Source organism: Actinobacillus seminis (assembly GCF_002263215.1).
In the GTDB taxonomy this organism is placed as follows: domain Bacteria; phylum Pseudomonadota; class Gammaproteobacteria; order Enterobacterales; family Pasteurellaceae; genus Actinobacillus_B; species Actinobacillus_B seminis.
The window spans coordinates 211727-228497 of record NZ_NLFK01000003.1 but is presented as its reverse complement, the minus strand read 5'-3'; the positions used below and the strand labels follow the sequence as shown (position 1 = coordinate 228497).

The 16771-nt window shown below is 40.0% G+C and carries 17 protein-coding genes; 11 read left to right on the top strand and 6 right to left on the bottom strand.

Annotated features, from left to right (window positions below):
* Window positions 1-142 precede the first annotated feature (142 nt).
* The 5 genes from speFL to dprA all read left to right on the top strand — a co-directional run bounded on the left by speFL (window position 143) and on the right by dprA (window position 6586).
* Entirely contained in the window at window positions 143-307 is a 165-nt protein-coding gene (gene speFL / locus CFY87_RS12440) for a leader peptide SpeFL (protein WP_094946074.1), read from the top strand.
* Between the two features lie 278 nt (window positions 308-585).
* Complete coding sequence (gene speF, locus CFY87_RS04570) at window positions 586-2748, top strand: ornithine decarboxylase SpeF (RefSeq protein ID WP_094946073.1); 2163 nt, start codon at window positions 586-588, stop codon at window positions 2746-2748.
* Window positions 2749-2812: 64 nt separating this feature from the next.
* Window positions 2813-4123, top strand: a complete 1311-nt coding sequence (potE, locus tag CFY87_RS04565) for a putrescine-ornithine antiporter (RefSeq protein ID WP_094946110.1) — start codon at window positions 2813-2815, stop codon at window positions 4121-4123.
* A gap of 127 nt (window positions 4124-4250) precedes the next feature.
* Complete coding sequence (gene argF, locus CFY87_RS04560; protein ID WP_094946072.1) at window positions 4251-5255, top strand: ornithine carbamoyltransferase; 1005 nt, start codon at window positions 4251-4253, stop codon at window positions 5253-5255.
* A 242-nt stretch (window positions 5256-5497) separates the two neighbouring features.
* Window positions 5498-6586, top strand: coding sequence for a DNA-processing protein DprA (gene dprA / locus CFY87_RS04555; protein ID WP_094946071.1), 1089 nt, complete (start codon window positions 5498-5500; stop codon window positions 6584-6586).
* On the opposite strand, the gene rsmD is transcribed toward dprA, so the two are convergent.
* Complete coding sequence (rsmD, locus tag CFY87_RS04550) at window positions 6569-7159, bottom strand: 16S rRNA (guanine(966)-N(2))-methyltransferase RsmD (protein ID WP_094946070.1); 591 nt, start codon at window positions 7157-7159, stop codon at window positions 6569-6571. The two genes, dprA and rsmD, sit on opposite strands and share 18 nt — an antisense overlap.
* A gap of 139 nt (window positions 7160-7298) precedes the next feature.
* On the opposite strand from rsmD, the gene ftsY reads away from it, so the two are divergent.
* The 4 genes from ftsY (at window position 7299) to asd (ending at window position 11581) form a co-directional block, all read left to right on the top strand.
* Complete coding sequence (gene ftsY / locus CFY87_RS04545) at window positions 7299-8651, top strand: signal recognition particle-docking protein FtsY (protein ID WP_094946069.1); 1353 nt, start codon at window positions 7299-7301, stop codon at window positions 8649-8651.
* 18 nt (window positions 8652-8669) lie between these two features.
* Entirely contained in the window at window positions 8670-9320 is a 651-nt protein-coding gene (gene ftsE / locus CFY87_RS04540) for a cell division ATP-binding protein FtsE (RefSeq protein WP_094946068.1), read from the top strand.
* 15 nt (window positions 9321-9335) lie between these two features.
* On the top strand, window positions 9336-10274 hold the full coding sequence (ftsX, locus tag CFY87_RS04535; RefSeq protein ID WP_094946067.1) for a permease-like cell division protein FtsX: 939 nt from the start codon (window positions 9336-9338) through the stop codon (window positions 10272-10274).
* 197 nt (window positions 10275-10471) lie between these two features.
* Window positions 10472-11581, top strand: a complete 1110-nt coding sequence (asd, locus tag CFY87_RS04530; protein WP_094946066.1) for an aspartate-semialdehyde dehydrogenase — start codon at window positions 10472-10474, stop codon at window positions 11579-11581.
* A 68-nt stretch (window positions 11582-11649) separates the two neighbouring features.
* Here asd and rapZ read toward each other — a convergent pair whose 3' ends face one another.
* Genes rapZ through lptC form a run of 5 tightly spaced genes read right to left on the bottom strand, consistent with a single transcriptional unit; the run spans window position 11650 to window position 14884 of the window.
* Window positions 11650-12507 carry an RNase adapter RapZ gene (gene rapZ / locus CFY87_RS04525; protein WP_094946065.1) on the bottom strand — a complete coding sequence of 286 codons (858 nt, stop codon included), beginning with the start codon at window positions 12505-12507 and terminating at the stop codon, window positions 11650-11652.
* A 19-nt stretch (window positions 12508-12526) separates the two neighbouring features.
* On the bottom strand, window positions 12527-13072 hold the full coding sequence (locus tag CFY87_RS04520) for a PTS sugar transporter subunit IIA (RefSeq protein WP_094946064.1): 546 nt from the start codon (window positions 13070-13072) through the stop codon (window positions 12527-12529).
* 2 nt (window positions 13073-13074) lie between these two features.
* On the bottom strand, window positions 13075-13800 hold the full coding sequence (gene lptB, locus CFY87_RS04515) for an LPS export ABC transporter ATP-binding protein (protein WP_094946063.1): 726 nt from the start codon (window positions 13798-13800) through the stop codon (window positions 13075-13077).
* A 12-nt stretch (window positions 13801-13812) separates the two neighbouring features.
* Window positions 13813-14328 carry a lipopolysaccharide transport periplasmic protein LptA gene (gene lptA, locus CFY87_RS04510; protein WP_094946062.1) on the bottom strand — a complete coding sequence of 172 codons (516 nt, stop codon included), beginning with the start codon at window positions 14326-14328 and terminating at the stop codon, window positions 13813-13815.
* Window positions 14309-14884 carry an LPS export ABC transporter periplasmic protein LptC gene (gene lptC, locus CFY87_RS04505; RefSeq protein ID WP_094946061.1) on the bottom strand — a complete coding sequence of 192 codons (576 nt, stop codon included), beginning with the start codon at window positions 14882-14884 and terminating at the stop codon, window positions 14309-14311. The genes lptA and lptC overlap by 20 nt, the downstream gene beginning before the upstream one ends.
* 305 nt (window positions 14885-15189) lie before the next feature.
* Here lptC and mlaF point away from each other — a divergent pair, with 305 nt between their 5' ends.
* Together mlaF and mlaE are read left to right on the top strand one after the other, a co-directional pair.
* Window positions 15190-15981, top strand: coding sequence for a phospholipid ABC transporter ATP-binding protein MlaF (mlaF, locus tag CFY87_RS04500; RefSeq protein WP_094946060.1), 792 nt, complete (start codon window positions 15190-15192; stop codon window positions 15979-15981).
* A complete protein-coding gene (mlaE, locus tag CFY87_RS04495) occupies window positions 15981-16766 on the top strand; it encodes a lipid asymmetry maintenance ABC transporter permease subunit MlaE (protein ID WP_094946059.1) in 786 nt (261 codons plus the stop codon). The genes mlaF and mlaE overlap by 1 nt, the downstream gene beginning before the upstream one ends.
* Window positions 16767-16771: the final 5 nt, after the last annotated feature.

Here is a 16771-nt window from a genome sequence, read left to right as displayed (position 1 = left end):
TCAGAAAACGAAGTGATAATAAAATGCTTTTTTTTTTTTTTTTAATATCTTTTTTATTATTTAGCTATTGACATCATATTAATCCGGTATCAAAATGTATCCACCGTTAAACAGTAACGTGGCATAAAGTTTGGAGGATTTTATGTTAGTGCATAATTATACTAGAGAGTATAATCCCGGTAAGGGTCTTTCACTTATGGCGCATATTCGCCGTACTAGACATATCATGAAACCATCTCATCGTTCATGCTTCTCATTTGCCTTGCTTTGTTCCAAGAATAATTTGGATTCAAATAATCCTATCTAACGTACGTTAGGTTTTCCTTTTCATTGCTGATTTATATTCAAAAATGATGTTTTCTATTTTTTAGAATACATGATTTTTTGTTGTTTTATATTTCAGATATGTGATCTATTACTAAACAACATCTTATTACTAATATTTTGTTTATTTAATATTGGGTGTTTTTATTTTTATTTTAAATGCTTAGTTTAAATGAATAGATATTTTTAATATAGCGTCTGTTTTGAATTTTAATTTATTTTTATTGTTATTTTTTCATAAATAATAAATAGGAGTCTATTATGTTAAATTTAAAAATTGCTTATAGTTCAATGGTTGAAAACTACTTTAAAACAAATAGGGAGTTAGTACTAATACAAAAGACTGATTTTACCGATGTTGGTGCGATTATATTAACTAAAGAAGAAGTTTATGAATATATTGATCGGATTGAAGCAACGCAGTTTGGTATTCCGGTATTTGTTGTATTAAATGAAGGAGACAGATTACAAGATGAGTATTTATCTCGTGTTTACCATATTCAAGATTTAAATAGTTACGATATCAATCTTTATAGTCGTCAAATTGAAACTGCGGCAAATTTATATGAAGAAAAAATATTACCGCCATTCTTCAAAATGTTAAGTGAATATGTTGAGATGGGTAACCTAGCATTTGATTGTCCGGGACATCAAGGCGGTCAATATTTCCGTAAACATCCGGCAGGTCGCTATTTATATGATTTCTATGGCGAGAATATTTTCCGTTCGGATATTTGTAATGCGGACGTGAAATTAGGGGATTTGCTTATTCATGAAGGAGCGCCTTGTGATGCACAACAACACGCCGCTAAAGTTTACAATGCCGATAAAACCTACTTTGTTTTAAACGGAACTTCTGCCTCCAATAAAGTGGTATGTAATGCTTTACTTGCTCCGAGCGATTTAGTGTTATTCGATCGTAATAACCATAAATCTAACCATCATGGCGCCTTAATTCAAGCGGGAGCAACACCGGTATATTTGGAAACTGCACGTAACCCGTTTGGATTTATCGGCGGTATTGATGATCATTGTTTTGAAGAAGATTATCTTCGTGGGTTAATCAAAGAAATTGCGCCACAAAAAGCAAATGAAAAACGTCCTTTCCGTTTAGCCGTCATCCAATTAGGAACTTATGACGGTACGATTTATAATGCAAAGCAAGTAGTTGAACGTATCGGGCATTTATGTGATTACATTTTATTCGATTCTGCTTGGGTTGGATATGAACAATTTATTCCAATGATGAAAGACTGTTCTCCGTTATTGTTAGAATTGGATGAAAATGATCCGGGGATTATCGTGACGCAATCGGTACATAAACAACAAGCCGGTTTTTCACAAACCTCACAAATCCATAAAAAAGATAAGCATATTAAAGGACAAAACAGATATTGTAATCATAAACGTTTTAACAACGCCTTTATGTTGCACGCTTCAACCAGTCCATTTTATCCATTGTTTGCCACATTAGACGTGAATGCGAAAATTCAAGGCTCGGCGGCAGGTCGTCGTTTGTGGACAGATTGTGTGGAAGTTGGTATTGAAGCTCGTAAATTAATGTTGAAACATTGCGATTTGATCAAACCGTTTATTCCGCCTTATGTAAGAGGTAAAAAATGGCAAGATTATCCAACCAAAGAAATTGCTAACGATCTTGAGTTTTTCAATTTCCATGCAAATGATACTTGGCATAAATTTGAAGGATATACGGAAAATCAATACTTCGTTGACCCATGTAAATTTATGTTAACCACACCGGGTATTAACATTGAAACCGGTGAATATGAGGATTTCGGTATTCCTGCAACCATTTTAGCCAACTATTTGCGTGAAAATGGCATTATTCCGGAAAAATGTGACTTAAACTCTATTTTATTCTTGCTGACACCGGCAGAAACTTTCACCAAAATGCAAACCTTGGTGGCGCAAATCGCAGCCTTTGAAAAACATATCAAACAAGATTCCTTGTTAAAAGAAGTATTGCCAACCGTGTATAAAAATAATGAGGAACGTTATCGCGGTTATACCATCAGACAACTTTGTCAGGAAATGCATAATCTTTATGTAAGTCGTAATGTAAAACAATTACAAAAAGATTTATTCAGAAAAGCTACCTTCCCTGAATATGTCATGACGCCTCAACAAGCCAATATTGAATTTATTCGCAATAAAATTGAATTGGTTCCGTTGTCTGACATTGTTGGTCGAATTGCGGCAGAGGGGGCGCTTCCTTATCCTCCGGGCGTATTATGTGTGGTACCGGGAGAAAGATGGAACAAAACTGTACAGCAATATTTCCTTGCATTGGAAGAAGGGATTAATCAGCTTCCCGGTTTTGCACCTGAAATTCAAGGGGTTTATTTACAAAAAGATCCTGATGGTCGTACACGTGCTTATGGTTACGTATTAACTGAAGCTTAATTAATACTAAAGTGCGGTCAAAATTTGTGAAAAAGTGACCGCACTTTGAATGGAGATTTAAATGATGAGTACAGAAAAAAGCAATAAAATCGGTGTTATTCAGCTTACGATTTTAACCATGGTCAATATGATGGGTTCCGGTATTATTATGTTACCGACCAAATTAGCTGAAATCGGAACTATTTCTATCGTGTCTTGGCTTGTGACCGCGGTCGGCTCAACCGCGTTAGCCTATGCGTTTGCGCAATGCGGTATGTTTAGTAAAAAATCCGGCGGGATGGGCGGATATGCGGAATACTCTTTCGGAAAAGCCGGTAACTTTATGGCGAATTATACTTATGGTGTTTCCTTGGTCATCGCTAATACTGCGATTGCCATTTCAGCGGTTGGCTATGGTTCGGAATTATTGGGTGCAACTTTATCTCCCGTGGCTATTGCTATGTGGACAATTTTTACTTTATGGCTTGCCACCGTGTTAAATTTTGGCGGTGCGCGAATTACCGGTAATATCAGTTCATTTACCATTTGGGGGGTAATTATTCCGGTGGTAGGACTTTGTTTTATCGGTTGGTTCTGGTTTGATGGTGAAATGTATGTGAATTCTTGGAACCCGCATAATGTTCCAACGTTTGAAGCAATTGGTGTCTCTATTTCCATGACATTATGGGCATTCTTAGGGTTGGAGTCCGCTTGTGCGAATACGGACGTGGTTGAAAATCCGGAGAAAAATGTGCCTATCGCGGTATTAGGCGGTACATTAGGTGCAGCAGTCATTTATATTGTCTCAACCAACGTGATTGCGGGTATTGTACCAAACTTAGATCTTGCCAATTCAACCGCACCATTTGGTTTAGCTTTTGCCCATATGTTCAATGAAACAACCGGTAAAGTGATCATGGGCTTAATGGTCATGTCTTGTTTCGGTTCATTGCTTGGATGGCAATTTACCATTGCGCAAGTCTTTAAATCTTCTGCTGAAGAAGGCTATTTCCCGGCATTTTTCAAAAAAATCACCGACAAAGAAGCACCTGTTGTTGGTATGGTTGTGATTACAGCAATCCAAAGTTTGTTAGCCTTGATGACCATCAGCCCGTCTCTTACCAAACAATTTAATGTATTGGTGGATTTAGCGGTTGTCACCAATGTTATCCCTTACTTGCTCTCCATGGCGGCATTGATGGTACTATTAAAAATGGAAAATGTGGCGGAACACAAAACTAAAGTCACTGTTGCAGTGGCATTTATCGGATCATTATATAGTCTTTATGCCCTTTATGCGGCGGGAGAACTTGCCATGTTGTACGGTTCAATCGTGACCTTTATCGGTTGGACATTATATGGTTTTGTTTCATACAAATTTGATATGAAAAAATAGTTTGTTAATTATCTCACCTCAGTCCTTAAATTTTTTAATTTAAGGGCTTTTTATTTTTCTATATTTGCTTATAATGCATATAGGTAAACGTTTTCTCTGCATTTTTAATCAAAAAGGAGGAATAAATATGCAAGTTAATCTAAAGGGGCGTCATTTTTTACGTTTGATGGATTTCACCCCACAAGAAGTTCAATATTTAATTGATTTAGCTGCAGAGCTAAAAAAAGCCAAAAAAAGTGGCGTTGAAAAGCAAACCTTAAAAGGCAAAAATATTGCGTTAATTTTTGAAAAAACTTCAACCCGAACCCGCTGTTCTTTTGAAGTTGGGGCTTATGACCAAGGGGCAAATGTGACTTACATTAATCCGGAAGGTTCGCAAATCGGGCATAAAGAGTCGATGAAAGATACAGCGCGTGTGTTAGGACGCATGTATGATGCCATCCAATATCGTGGCTATGGTCAACATCTAGTTGAAACGCTGGCGGAATTTTCCGGTGTTCCGGTTTGGAACGGGTTAACGGATGATTTTCACCCAACGCAAATTATCGCCGATTTCCTCACCATGTTAGAACATTCCAATAAACCGCTTAACCAAATTAAAATGGCTTATCTGGGGGATGCGCGTAACAATATGGGAAATTCCTTTGTGGAAGGTGCTGCGTTAATGGGCGTAGATTTGCGTTTAGTCGGTCCAAAAGCATTTTGGCCGGAGCAAAAATTGTTGGATGAAGTGGCGGAAATCGCAGCAAAAACCGGAGCGAAAATTCTGTGTACCGAAGATACAGCGGAAGGGGTAAAAGAGGTAGATTTCCTTTACACCGATATTTGGGTATCCATGGGCGAGCCGGAAGAAGCTTGGGAGCAACGTATTAATTTGATGAAACCTTATCAAGTAAATATAGACTTACTTAAATTAACCGGCAATCCAAATGTGAAATTTATGCACTGTTTACCGGCATTTCATGATTCCAATACAATCGTTGGTAAAGAAATGGCGGAAAAATTCGGGATGGACGGATTGGAAGTGACCAATGAGGTCTTTGAATCGGAAGCTTCCATTGTTTTTGACGAAGCGGAAAACCGAATGCATTCAATTAAAGCGATTATGGTCGCGACGTTGGGAGATCAATAACGTTTTTCCCTAAAGTGCGGTCAATTTTTTAAGATTTTGGACACATAAATTTATCAAAAAGCATCGTAAATAAGCGGTTATTTACGGTGTTTTTTATTCATAAACCTACAATTTTTTTCGTTCGAAATAGTTCCATTTTGCGATCCCTCTCGCAAAAATAAGATACCGATAGAGAAATTTATCCTCTTTGTGGTTTATGTTTTAAGATGAACCATAACATGAACATGAGAAATAGGTAGGCTATGAATAAAAATGAAGTATTGCTGCGCTTGCTGCAAGTGCCTTATTTGGGGGCGGTGGCAATTGGGAAGTTATTGGATGAAGTTTCATTGGTAGATTTATTAGCTTATGATGACGCGGCATTTCGCTATATTGGTTGGAAACCATTGCAAATTCAACGCTGGTTTAAGCCGGAGAATAAATATATTGAACCGGCGCTGCAATGGGCAGAGCAAGAAGATCACCATTTGATTAATTATGATGACGAATATTATCCTTATTTATTAAAACAAATCGTGGCACGACCTCCGGTGTTATTTTTACAGGGAAATCCGACCGCACTTTTACAACCGCAAATTGCCATGGTGGGCAGTCGTTACTGTTCCCATTATGGCGAACACTGGGCGAAATATTTTGCGACTGAATTGAGTTTAGCGGGATTGGTGGTCACCAGTGGGCTGGCGCTGGGTATTGACGGTTTTTGTCATCAGGCTGTGGTAGATATTCAAGGACAAACCGTGGCGGTATTGGGGAGCGGTTTGGCGCGAATGTATCCGGCACGACATCAGCGCTTGGCAAGGCAAATTGTGGAACATCATGGTGCGTTGGTGTCTGAATTGCTCCCTCAACAGCCGCCCATACCGGAGCATTTTCCGCGGCGTAACCGCATTATCAGTGGTTTATCTTTGGCAACGCTAGTGATTGAGGCAGGGGTGAAAAGCGGTTCGTTGATTACCGCCCGTTATGCACTTGAACAAAATCGCGATATTTTTGCGTTACCCGGTAATATTCAAAGCGAATTTAGCCAAGGTTGCCATCAATTGATTAAACAAGGGGCAATGTTGGTGGAATCAGTGCAGGATATTTTGGAAAATCTGCCTCAGGTTATCCCGTTTTCTATTCCGTCTGAAAAGGGCTTATTGGCTGAAAAAACGCCACCGGTAGAACCCTGCTACCCGCAATTATATGCACATATTAGCTATTCACCCGTGAGCATTGATGATTTGGCAGCGCAGTTACACGTTCCGATTTCTACCTTGTTAAATCAGTTATTAGAACTGGAATTACAAGGTTTGATCGAGGTTGAACAAGGATTATACCGACGCTGCTAATTGATATAAGCGATAGCTTACTTGTCCGGTTTGTTTGTCTTTTAATAAAACCCAATGATTTGGTATAACAAGTGGCGCATTTTTTTCCGTTTCTACATAAATCAGCGCATTTGGTGCCAGCCATTGATGTCGATCCAATAGCTGAATGGCTTGTTCGGCTAAATTAAAATGAAATGGCGGATCGAGAAATACCACATCAAAGTGCGGTGCATTTTGTGTCTGATTTAAATATTGCAGGCTATTTTGTTGAAATATTTGCGCTTTTTCTGTTGGGCATTTTAATAATTGCAAGTTTTTACGCAATTGATCCGCGACGGTTTTATTTTGCTCCAAAAAGGTCACCTTTGCCGCCTGACGAGAAAGCGCTTCTATCCCTAAGGCGCCGCTGCCGGCAAAGCAATCCAAACAACGACTTTCTACCATATAGGGCATAAGCCAGTTAAATAAGGTTTCTTTCACTCGATCGCCGGTAGGGCGCAATCCGTTGGATGAGAGTACCGGTAATTTTCGCCCGCGCCATAATCCGCTGATAATTCGGACTTCTCCGTTTTTATGCTTTTGATTTGACGACATGGACTGATTTTTTTTCTTATCTTTTTGCATAGAGGAATTGTAAATTAATGATAGACTATACGGAATTTTGCTTAGTTTAGTCGATCGAGGCTAAATTGGGAATGAAATAAATCATTAAAACAAAAATAGTGAGCAATTTATGTCGGAAGAAAAGAAAAAAGGTAGATTTTGGTCTTGGCTGGGATTAGGGAAAAATAAATTGGAGCCACAGTCCACAAATGAACAAAAAGAACAACACCCAAAAGAACAATTAAATGATAATGAAACGGTTATTGAAGAAAAACCGGCACAAACCGCTTCTCATGATTTCTTAGAAGTAGATCCGCCCACAGAGATGAGCGAAACGCCAGTGGTGGAAAGTGCGGGCGATTTTTCGCAAGAAATTGAACAGGAAATTCAGCCGGAAAACCAAGATTTATTCACAATAACCACGGATAATCCTGCAACAGAAACAGAAACAGAAACAGAAACAGAAACAGAAACAGAAACAGAAACAGAAACAGAAACAGAAACAGAAACAGAAACAGAAACAGCAATGGCAACCCAAGAAAAAAAGAGCGAGGGAGGTTTTTTTAGCCGTTTAGTCAAAGGATTATTAAAAACCAAACAGAATATCGGCGCCGGTTTTCGTCGTCTGTTTTTAGGTAAAAAAATTGATGATGAATTATTTGAAGAACTGGAAGAGCAGTTGTTAATTGCGGATATTGGGGTGCCGACTACCAATAAAATTATTCAAAATTTAACTCAGCACGCTAATCATAAACAGTTGAAAGACGCCGAGTTATTATATCAGCAACTTAAAGTGGAACTTGCGGATATTTTAAAACCGGTTGAGCAGCCCTTGGTTATTGATACCGACAAAAAACCTTACGTGATTTTGATGGTTGGCGTGAATGGAGTGGGGAAAACCACAACAATTGGTAAGTTGGCGCGTCAATTCCAATCGCAAGGGAAATCGGTGATGTTGGCGGCAGGGGATACTTTCCGTGCGGCGGCAGTGGAACAGTTGCAAGTTTGGGGCGAGCGTAATGGTATTCCGGTGGTAGCGCAAAGTACCGGATCTGATTCGGCGTCGGTGATTTTTGATGCAATGCAATCGGCGGCGGCACGTCAAATTGATATTTTGATTGCGGATACGGCGGGGCGTTTGCAAAATAAAAATAATTTGATGGATGAATTGAAAAAAATCGTGCGCGTGATGAAAAAATATGATGAAAGTGCGCCGCATGAAATTATGTTGACCTTGGATGCGGGAACCGGGCAAAATGCGATTAGCCAAGCGAAATTGTTCCATGAGGCGGTTGGGTTAACCGGTATTAGTTTGACCAAATTAGATGGCACCGCGAAAGGTGGCGTGATTTTTGCAATCGCTGATCAGTTTAAATTACCTATTCGTTATATCGGTGTTGGGGAAAAAATTGAAGATTTACGAACATTCCAAGCAGATGAATTTATTGACGCTTTATTTGTTCAAGAACATGATGAAATTTAATCGCTAAGAGAAGTTAAGATGATACGTTTTGCAAATGTGAGTAAAGCTTATCTCGGGGGAAAATCTGCGTTGCAAGGGTTGACATTCCATTTGCCGGTGGGAAGCATGACTTATTTGGTCGGGCATTCCGGCGCGGGGAAAAGTACCCTATTGAAGTTGATTATGGGAATGGAACGCGCCAATGGCGGACAAATTTGGTTTAACGGACATGATATTACCCGCCTGTCACGCTATGAAGTTCCTTTTTTGCGACGTCAAATCGGGATGGTACATCAAGATTATCGCCTGTTGACGGACAGATCCATTACGGAAAATGTGGCGTTGCCTTTAATTATTGCCGGGTTACATCCGAAAGAAGCGCATTCTAGAGCGTTGGCGGCGTTGGATCGCGTGGGGTTGCGCGATCGTGCAACGGATCAACCGGTGGCGTTATCCGGAGGCGAACAACAGCGGGTAGATATTGCGCGCGCGATTGTACATAAGCCGCAATTATTGTTGGCAGATGAGCCGACAGGAAATTTGGATGAGGCACTTTCCTTAGAAATTTTTAATTTATTTGAAGAATTTAATCGGCTGGGAATGACCGTGTTAATTGCAACCCATGACCTTAGCATTATTCAGCAAAAACCAAAACCTTGTCTTGTGCTTGAACAAGGTTATTTACGTTAAGGAGTAATAGTAATAATGAATTTTCGTCATAGCCAAGCCCCATTTTGGGTGCGAATTCATTATGTATTGAAATCCGTATTAGAGGATTTGTGGCGTCGGAAATTTGCCACCTTGATTACAATTTTGGTCATTGCTGTTTCCTTGACCATTCCGACGGTGAGTTATTTATTGTGGAAAAATGTGCATACTGCCACGACACAATTTTATCCGGAAAGTGAGCTGACGGTTTATTTACACAAAAATTTAAATGAAGATGACGCTAATTTGGTGGTGGAAAAAATTCGCCGGCAAGAGGGCATTGAAACCCTAAATTATATTTCTCGCCAAGAAAGTTTAAATGAGTTTCGCAATTGGTCAGGGTTATCCGAGGGGTTGGATATTTTAGATGATAATCCGTTGCCGGCTGTGGTGATGATTACGCCGACAAAAGAATATAATGAAAGCCAAAAACGTGAAGCATTAAGGGATAATTTAACGAAAATTACGGGCGTGCAAGAGGTACGTTTGGATAACGATTGGATGGAAAAATTGACCGCACTTTCTTGGTTGGTGGCACACGGGGCGATTTTTTGTACATTATTAATGACATTATCGGTCTTTTTGGTGATTGGTAACAGTATTCGTTCTGATGTTTATAGCAGCCAAGCCAATATTGACGTGATGAAATTGTTGGGGGCGACGGATCAATTTATTTTGCGCCCTTATCTTTATACCGGCATTATTTATGGGTTGGTCGGGAGCTTGTTTGCTTGTATTTTAAGCAGTTTTTTAATCGGCTATTTCACGAGTGCCGTAAAATATGTCACTGATATTTTTGCTGTGACCTTTGAACTAAATGGATTAAGTTTCGCTGAATTTTTATTTTTATTAATACTTTGTGCGATTATCGGTTACGTTGGCGCTTGGTTGTCAGCAACTCGTTATATTCGTTTATTGGAGAAAAAAACGCGCTAATTTACAACACAAATGTGTCAAAGTGCGGTCGTTTTTGTAAAAGCTTTCAAAATCGACCGCACTTTTTTATTAAAAATTTTTAAATTTAAAAAATTGTTTGTTTTTTTAAAAAAACACTTGATTTTAGTCAGTCAATCTGTAATTAATTAAGAAGATTTTTTAGGTCATACACAACATTATCTTATAAGGAAAATTTTATGAAAAATGTAGGTTTTATCGGATGGCGCGGAATGGTTGGTTCTGTATTGATGGATCGTATGGTACAAGAAAATGATTTTGCCAATATTAATCCGGTTTTCTTTACCACTTCTCAAATAGGGCAAAAAGCGCCGGTATTTGCCGGTAAAGAAGCTGGCGAGTTAAAAAATGCTTTTGATATTGAGACATTAAAACAATTGGACGTTATTGTGACTTGTCAAGGCGGTGATTATACCAATGAAGTTTATCCGAAATTAAAAGCAACGGGGTGGGACGGTTATTGGGTGGATGCCGCATCCGCATTGCGTATGGAAGATGATGCAATTATCGTCTTGGATCCGGTAAACCAACACGTGATTAGCGAGGGCTTGAAAAAAGGCATCAAAACTTTCGTGGGCGGGAACTGTACCGTGAGTTTGATGTTGATGGCGATTGGTGGTTTATTTGAGCGTGATTTGGTGGAGTGGGTTTCTGTAGCGACCTATCAGGCTGCTTCTGGTGCCGGTGCGAAAAATATGCGTGAATTGTTGATGCAAATGGGTCAGTTGGAAGACAGTGTGAAAGCGGAATTAGCAGATCCGGCGTTTTCTATTTTAGAGATTGAACGTAAAGTGACCGCTAAAATGCGAGCAGAAGATTTTCCAATCGAGAATTTCGGTGCAGCATTGGGTGGCAGTTTGATCCCTTGGATTGATAAATTGTTACCGTCCGGTCAAACGAAAGAAGAATGGAAAGGTTATGCTGAAACCAATAAAATTCTTGGTTTATCTGATAACCCAATCCCGGTTGATGGTTTGTGTGTACGTATCGGTGCATTACGTTGTCATAGCCAAGCGTTCACTATTAAATTGAAACAAGATTTACCATTAGATGAGATTGAGAAAATCCTTGCTAGCCACAATGAGTGGGTGAAAGTGATTCCGAATGATAAAGAAACGACGTTACGCGAATTAACACCGGCGAAAGTCACCGGTACCTTAAGTGTTCCTGTCGGTCGCTTACGTAAATTAGCGATGGGACCGGAATATTTAGCCGCGTTTACGGTGGGCGATCAATTATTGTGGGGCGCAGCAGAGCCGGTTCGTCGTATCTTAAAACAATTGGTGTAATTGAGGTTGATATATAAATAAGATCCTATTATCGGATCTTATTTTTTATATTATTATTGGATTTTATTTCAGCTATTTTTGTGTTTTTCGAGGGATTTATGCTGAATTTTTACCGATTTTCCTTTATCGCAGAAATATTCCCCGAGCTTTTGTGCTATGTATACTGAACGGTGTTTTCCGCCGGTACAACCGATCGCAATAGTTAAATAACTGCGGTTATTTTGTTCTAACAGCGGCAGCCAGGTTTCAATATAACCGCGGGTTAGATAAATAAATTTATTAACCTCATCATGTTTGTTCAGAAATTCAATGACCGGTTCATCTAACCCGGTCAGCGGACGTAGGGCGGGATTCCAATGTGGATTTGGCAGAAAACGCACGTCAAAAACATAATCGGCATCAAGTGGAATTCCGTATTTAAACCCAAAGGACTCCACCACAATTTTCAATTCTTTTTCCGTATTTCCACGCAAAAATTCTCGCAATCGTTCCGCTAATTCATGCGTCGATAAATGTGTTGTATCAATAATCAGATTAGCGTGTTGGGTTAGCGGTTCTAAATATTCTCCCTCCAGCTCAATTGCCGCTTCAAGGGAGAGATCTTGGATTGAAAGTGGGTGCAGGCGACGGGAATCGCTATAGCGGCGAATGAGGGCACTGCGGTCTGTATCAAGGAATATAATTTTGACTTGATGGTGTTTTTGCACTTCAGTCAATACCTGATCCAATCTTGCTGGCGAGGTGGGTAAGTTGCGAATATCTAAACTGATTGCGACTAAATTTTGGTTAGTTGACAAAATTTCAGTGAGTTGCGGTAAAAGATCAATCGGAAGATTATCGACACAATAGTAACCAATATCCTCTAATACTCGTAGTGCAACGGATTTTCCGGCACCGGAACGTCCGCTAATGATAATAACTTCCATAATGCGCCTTTAGATTGTTTCATTCAGTAAGGGTGGCGATTTCTACTTCCTCTTGCGTAATATTATCGGCATATTGGAATATTTGCCACAATTCATCTTCGCTTTTTGCCGCCCTCAGTTGTTTGCACAAACTTTTATCTGTCAATTTCTCTGTCAGGGATGGAAGTTCTTGCGTATATTGGTCGCAAAGTTCCGGCGGAATAAATAAAGCAAAAATCAAATCTACTTCGCGATGATCCTCGCTATCATAATCAATCGGTGTTTCTAATTGTAGGAATACCGCGGCGGGCGTTGTACGATCTTCGGATAAACGCGCTTTTGGCAGCGCTACTCCATTGCCTAAACTGGAGTTGCCCAATTTTTCCCGTGCCAGTAACGATTCAAAACAAGCCTCTTTTTGTTTTTCACATTGCTCCGCTGGCATTGTTTCTTGCTCTTGAGGTGATTGTTCGCATAATTGTTTGGCTACAATGTGGCAAATTGTTTCAAATGCACGCTTTTTACTTGAACAAACCACGCCTTGACGGAGATTTTCAGGCGATAACAATTGCGTAAATTTAAGCATAGTTATAATTTAAATTCTTCACCTAAGTAAACCCGTTTGACATGTGCATTATTCATCACTTCCGTTGGCGTACCTGTCGCGATCATTTGTCCGGCGCTGACAATATAAGCCCGTTCGCAAACATCTAAGGTTTCGCGCACGTTGTGATCGGTGATTAACACGCCTAGCCCGCGATTGCGTAGCTCGGTAATGATTTTTTTAATATCAATTACCGAAATGGGATCGACGCCAGCAAAAGGCTCGTCTAATAAAATAAATTTCGGATTGGCGGCTAACGCTCGGGCAATTTCCACGCGACGACGTTCTCCTCCGGATAAGGATTGTCCCAAATTATCACGGATATGCCCAATATTAAATTCGTCAATTAATTCATCCGCTTTTTCTTGGCGTTGGCGACGATTTAATTCTTTGCGAATTTCCAATACCGCCATCAAGTTGTCATACACACTGAGATGGCGAAAAATGGAGGCTTCTTGTGGAAGATAACCAATCCCTTTTTGCGCTCGATTGTGCATTGGTAACAAACTAATATCTTCGTCATCGATCCGAATTGTACCTTGATCTTGGTGAACTAATCCAACCACCATGTAGAACGTGGTCGTTTTTCCCGCCCCGTTAGGACCAAGCAAACCGACAATTTCATTAGAGTTTACGGTTAAACTTACATCGGAAACGACCTTGCGATTTTTATAACTTTTCGCTAAATTTTCAGCATAAAGCACTGACATAAAATTCAAATCCTATTGTGTCTTATTATTAAGTTGTGCCGGAATAAGTACCGTTTTCACTCGTGATTTGCTTGAACCGTTAGCCTTTAATTGTTGTTTTTTCACATCATAAGTAATGTGATTACCGTTAATTTGACTGTCTAATTGCTTTAGTTCCGCATTTCCGGTTAGCGTTAAAAATTCTGTACCTAAATCATAATATACTTGGTTGGCTTTGCCATCCACCGGTTTTCCATTGTCAAGAATTTGATGGAAGGTTACAGGTGATCCGAATGCTTTAACGGTTTCTTTTTTACCGGACCCTTCTGGCGGACGCTTGATGATAACTTTTTGTGCTTTGATTAAAATGGAACCTTGCGTAATCACCACGTTGTCCGTAAACGTTACCGTGCTATTTTCCATATTGAGTGATTGGTTATCCGATTCAATATTAATCGGCTTATTCGTGTCATCTTTGAGCGCGAATGCTGAAACTGAAGTCATCATCAACGTTGTCAGTAATATCCGTTTATTGATTGTTAATTTCATAATATGTTTTTACCTGCTCTTTTAAGGTAGCCACCTGTTGTTGTAAATTTCCTGTCAACTTCAATCCGGTAGAATTAAAATTCAGTCCATTAATTTTTACCATTGTATCAGAAGTAATATCTTGCGTCTTTAAATTTACGGTTGCCCGTTGGGTGAAAACTCGTTGCAAACGTGAGAGTGGCGAGAGGCTTTCTGCGGTGACATTTCCGTCTAAATACAACATATTATCTTTCGTTAATGTGGCTTTATCTGCACTTAATTTCCAGTTTTGCTGACCGATATTATCCCCTTCAATGTTATATAAATAGACCACCGGTTTAGCAAAATTGCTATGTCCGTCGGAAGTAAAGTATTCGGCGTGTTCTGAGGTTGCTAAATATTGTCGCAATCCGGTCGGAGAAAAGACTACGGTATTCATCTTTTTCCCTACGTATTCTGGGCTGTCATCTTTTTTTATCAAATTGCTAAGTCCGTCATCTTGTTGATTTAACGTATAAAACCAACCTAATAAAATCAGCGCAATAACGGATAACACCATGTTCCAACGAATATTCATAAAAGGGTAATTCTTTACAGTGGTTAATCTAAAGTGCGTAATGATACCATATTTTTAGTTAAACCGATAAATATACTATGCGAAATGATGGAAAAGTGCGGTGCTTTTTTGTGTGATTTTCCGGTTGAACATTTTTGTTAAATTGTGGTCAAAAGAAAACCATGTCAAACCGTTGAATAAGGCAAGAATAAACATCATAAGTTTAAAGTTATGTAATTACGTTTGACTTTTATTTGGAATTCATGGAATATCCCGTTCTAATTTTTTATAATTCGAACGGAATAGGTTCGATAGATGAGGTATTAATGGCTAATCCCCTAATTGAAGTGAAAAATCTCACATTCAAACGCGGTGAGCGCATTATTTATAACGACTTGAATTTGCGTGTTGAGCAGGGCAAGATTACCGCAATTATGGGACCGTCGGGGATCGGTAAAACCACCTTGTTGAAATTAATCGGCGGGCAGTTACATCCGCAACAAGGCGAAATTTTATTTGACGGTCAGGATATTTGCAAAATGTCGAATGCGGAACTTTATCGCGTGCGTCAACGTATGGGAATGTTATTCCAATCCGGCGCGTTGTTTACCGATCTTTCGACCTTTGACAATGTGGCATTTCCGATCCGTGAGCATACCCGTTTGCCGGAAGCGTTGATCCGACAAATCGTGTTGATGAAGTTGGAAGCGGTGGGGCTGCGAGGTGCGGCAGAGTTGATGCCTTCCGAGCTTTCAGGCGGGATGGCAAGACGTGCGGCATTGGCGCGCACCATTGCTTTGGATCCGGAATTGATTATGTATGATGAACCTTTTACCGGTCAGGATCCGATTAGCATGGGCGTGATTGTTAGCCTGATCAAGCGATTGAATGAAGCCTTGCAGCTCACCTCAATTGTTGTGTCTCATGATGTGCAAGAGGTATTAAGTATTGCCGATTATGCCTATATTATTGCGGATAAACGCGTGATCGCTGAAGGCAGCGCACAACAATTATTGCAAAGTCATGATCCGCAAGTGATGCAATTTATTAATGGGCAAGAAGACGGTCCTGTGCGTTTTCATTATCCGGCACAAGATTATATACAGGAGTTGTTTTAATGATTGAAGGTTGGATTTTCTCCCTTGGACGCACTGCAATTGATTTTTGTCGAGCGTTGGGACGAGCAGGATTTATGCTGTTTGGCGCTCTGGCGGGAAAACCTCAAATACGAAAACATTTTCCGTTGTTGATCAAACAATTGCACGTATTAGGCGTACAATCGCTGTTGATTATTATGCTGTCCGGTTTATTTATCGGCATGGTGTTAGGCTTGCAGGGGTATGTGGTCTTGGTGGATTTTTCCGCGGAAACTAGCTTGGGGCAATTGGTTGCTTTATCGTTATTGCGCGAATTAGGACCGGTCGTGACCGCACTTTTGTTTGCCGGTCGTGCCGGTTCGGCGCTCACAGCGGAAATTGGTTTGATGAAAGCGACCGAGCAACTTTCCAGCTTGGAAATGATGGCGGTGGATCCATTGCGTCGGGTTATTTCGCCGCGTTTTTGGGCAGGCGTGATTTCTATGCCGATTTTGGCGGTAATTTTTACCGCTATCGGGATTTGGGGCGGCTCTTTGGTTGGCGTGGATTGGAAAGGCGTTGACACGGGAAGTTTTTGGTCTGTCATGCAAAATTCGGTCAGTTGGTCTTATGATTTATTGAACGGATTTATTAAGAGTTTATGTTTTGCCATCGCTGTAGTTTGGATTGCATTATTTAACGGTTATGATTGTATTCCAACGTCAGAAGGGATCAGCAAAGCGACAACCCGAACCGTGGTACACGCATCGTTGGCGGTATTAGGTTTGGATTTTGTATTAACTGCAGTGATGTTCGGTGCCGGTTAAGCAAT

What these genes read in the sequence shown, in the direction of transcription:
- CFY87_RS04520 (WP_094946064.1), bottom strand. Translation starts at nt 13,072, where the DNA reads ATGCTTAAATTTACGCAATTGTTATCGCCTGAAAATCTCCGTCAAGGC.
- mlaF (WP_094946060.1), top strand. Translation starts at nt 15,190, where the DNA reads ATGGCTAATCCCCTAATTGAAGTGAAAAATCTCACATTCAAACGCGGT.
- speF (WP_094946073.1), top strand. Translation starts at nt 586, where the DNA reads ATGTTAAATTTAAAAATTGCTTATAGTTCAATGGTTGAAAACTACTTT.
- rapZ (WP_094946065.1), bottom strand. Translation starts at nt 12,507, where the DNA reads ATGGAAGTTATTATCATTAGCGGACGTTCCGGTGCCGGAAAATCCGTT.
- lptA (WP_094946062.1), bottom strand. Translation starts at nt 14,328, where the DNA reads ATGAAATTAACAATCAATAAACGGATATTACTGACAACGTTGATGATG.
- ftsY (WP_094946069.1), top strand. Translation starts at nt 7,299, where the DNA reads ATGTCGGAAGAAAAGAAAAAAGGTAGATTTTGGTCTTGGCTGGGATTA.
- ftsX (WP_094946067.1), top strand. Translation starts at nt 9,336, where the DNA reads ATGAATTTTCGTCATAGCCAAGCCCCATTTTGGGTGCGAATTCATTAT.
- dprA (WP_094946071.1), top strand. Translation starts at nt 5,498, where the DNA reads ATGAATAAAAATGAAGTATTGCTGCGCTTGCTGCAAGTGCCTTATTTG.
- lptB (WP_094946063.1), bottom strand. Translation starts at nt 13,800, where the DNA reads ATGTCAGTGCTTTATGCTGAAAATTTAGCGAAAAGTTATAAAAATCGC.
- ftsE (WP_094946068.1), top strand. Translation starts at nt 8,670, where the DNA reads ATGATACGTTTTGCAAATGTGAGTAAAGCTTATCTCGGGGGAAAATCT.
- asd (WP_094946066.1), top strand. Translation starts at nt 10,472, where the DNA reads ATGAAAAATGTAGGTTTTATCGGATGGCGCGGAATGGTTGGTTCTGTA.
- argF (WP_094946072.1), top strand. Translation starts at nt 4,251, where the DNA reads ATGCAAGTTAATCTAAAGGGGCGTCATTTTTTACGTTTGATGGATTTC.
- mlaE (WP_094946059.1), top strand. Translation starts at nt 15,981, where the DNA reads ATGATTGAAGGTTGGATTTTCTCCCTTGGACGCACTGCAATTGATTTT.
- potE (WP_094946110.1), top strand. Translation starts at nt 2,813, where the DNA reads ATGAGTACAGAAAAAAGCAATAAAATCGGTGTTATTCAGCTTACGATT.
- lptC (WP_094946061.1), bottom strand. Translation starts at nt 14,884, where the DNA reads ATGAATATTCGTTGGAACATGGTGTTATCCGTTATTGCGCTGATTTTA.
- speFL (WP_094946074.1), top strand. Translation starts at nt 143, where the DNA reads ATGTTAGTGCATAATTATACTAGAGAGTATAATCCCGGTAAGGGTCTT.
- rsmD (WP_094946070.1), bottom strand. Translation starts at nt 7,159, where the DNA reads ATGTCGTCAAATCAAAAGCATAAAAACGGAGAAGTCCGAATTATCAGC.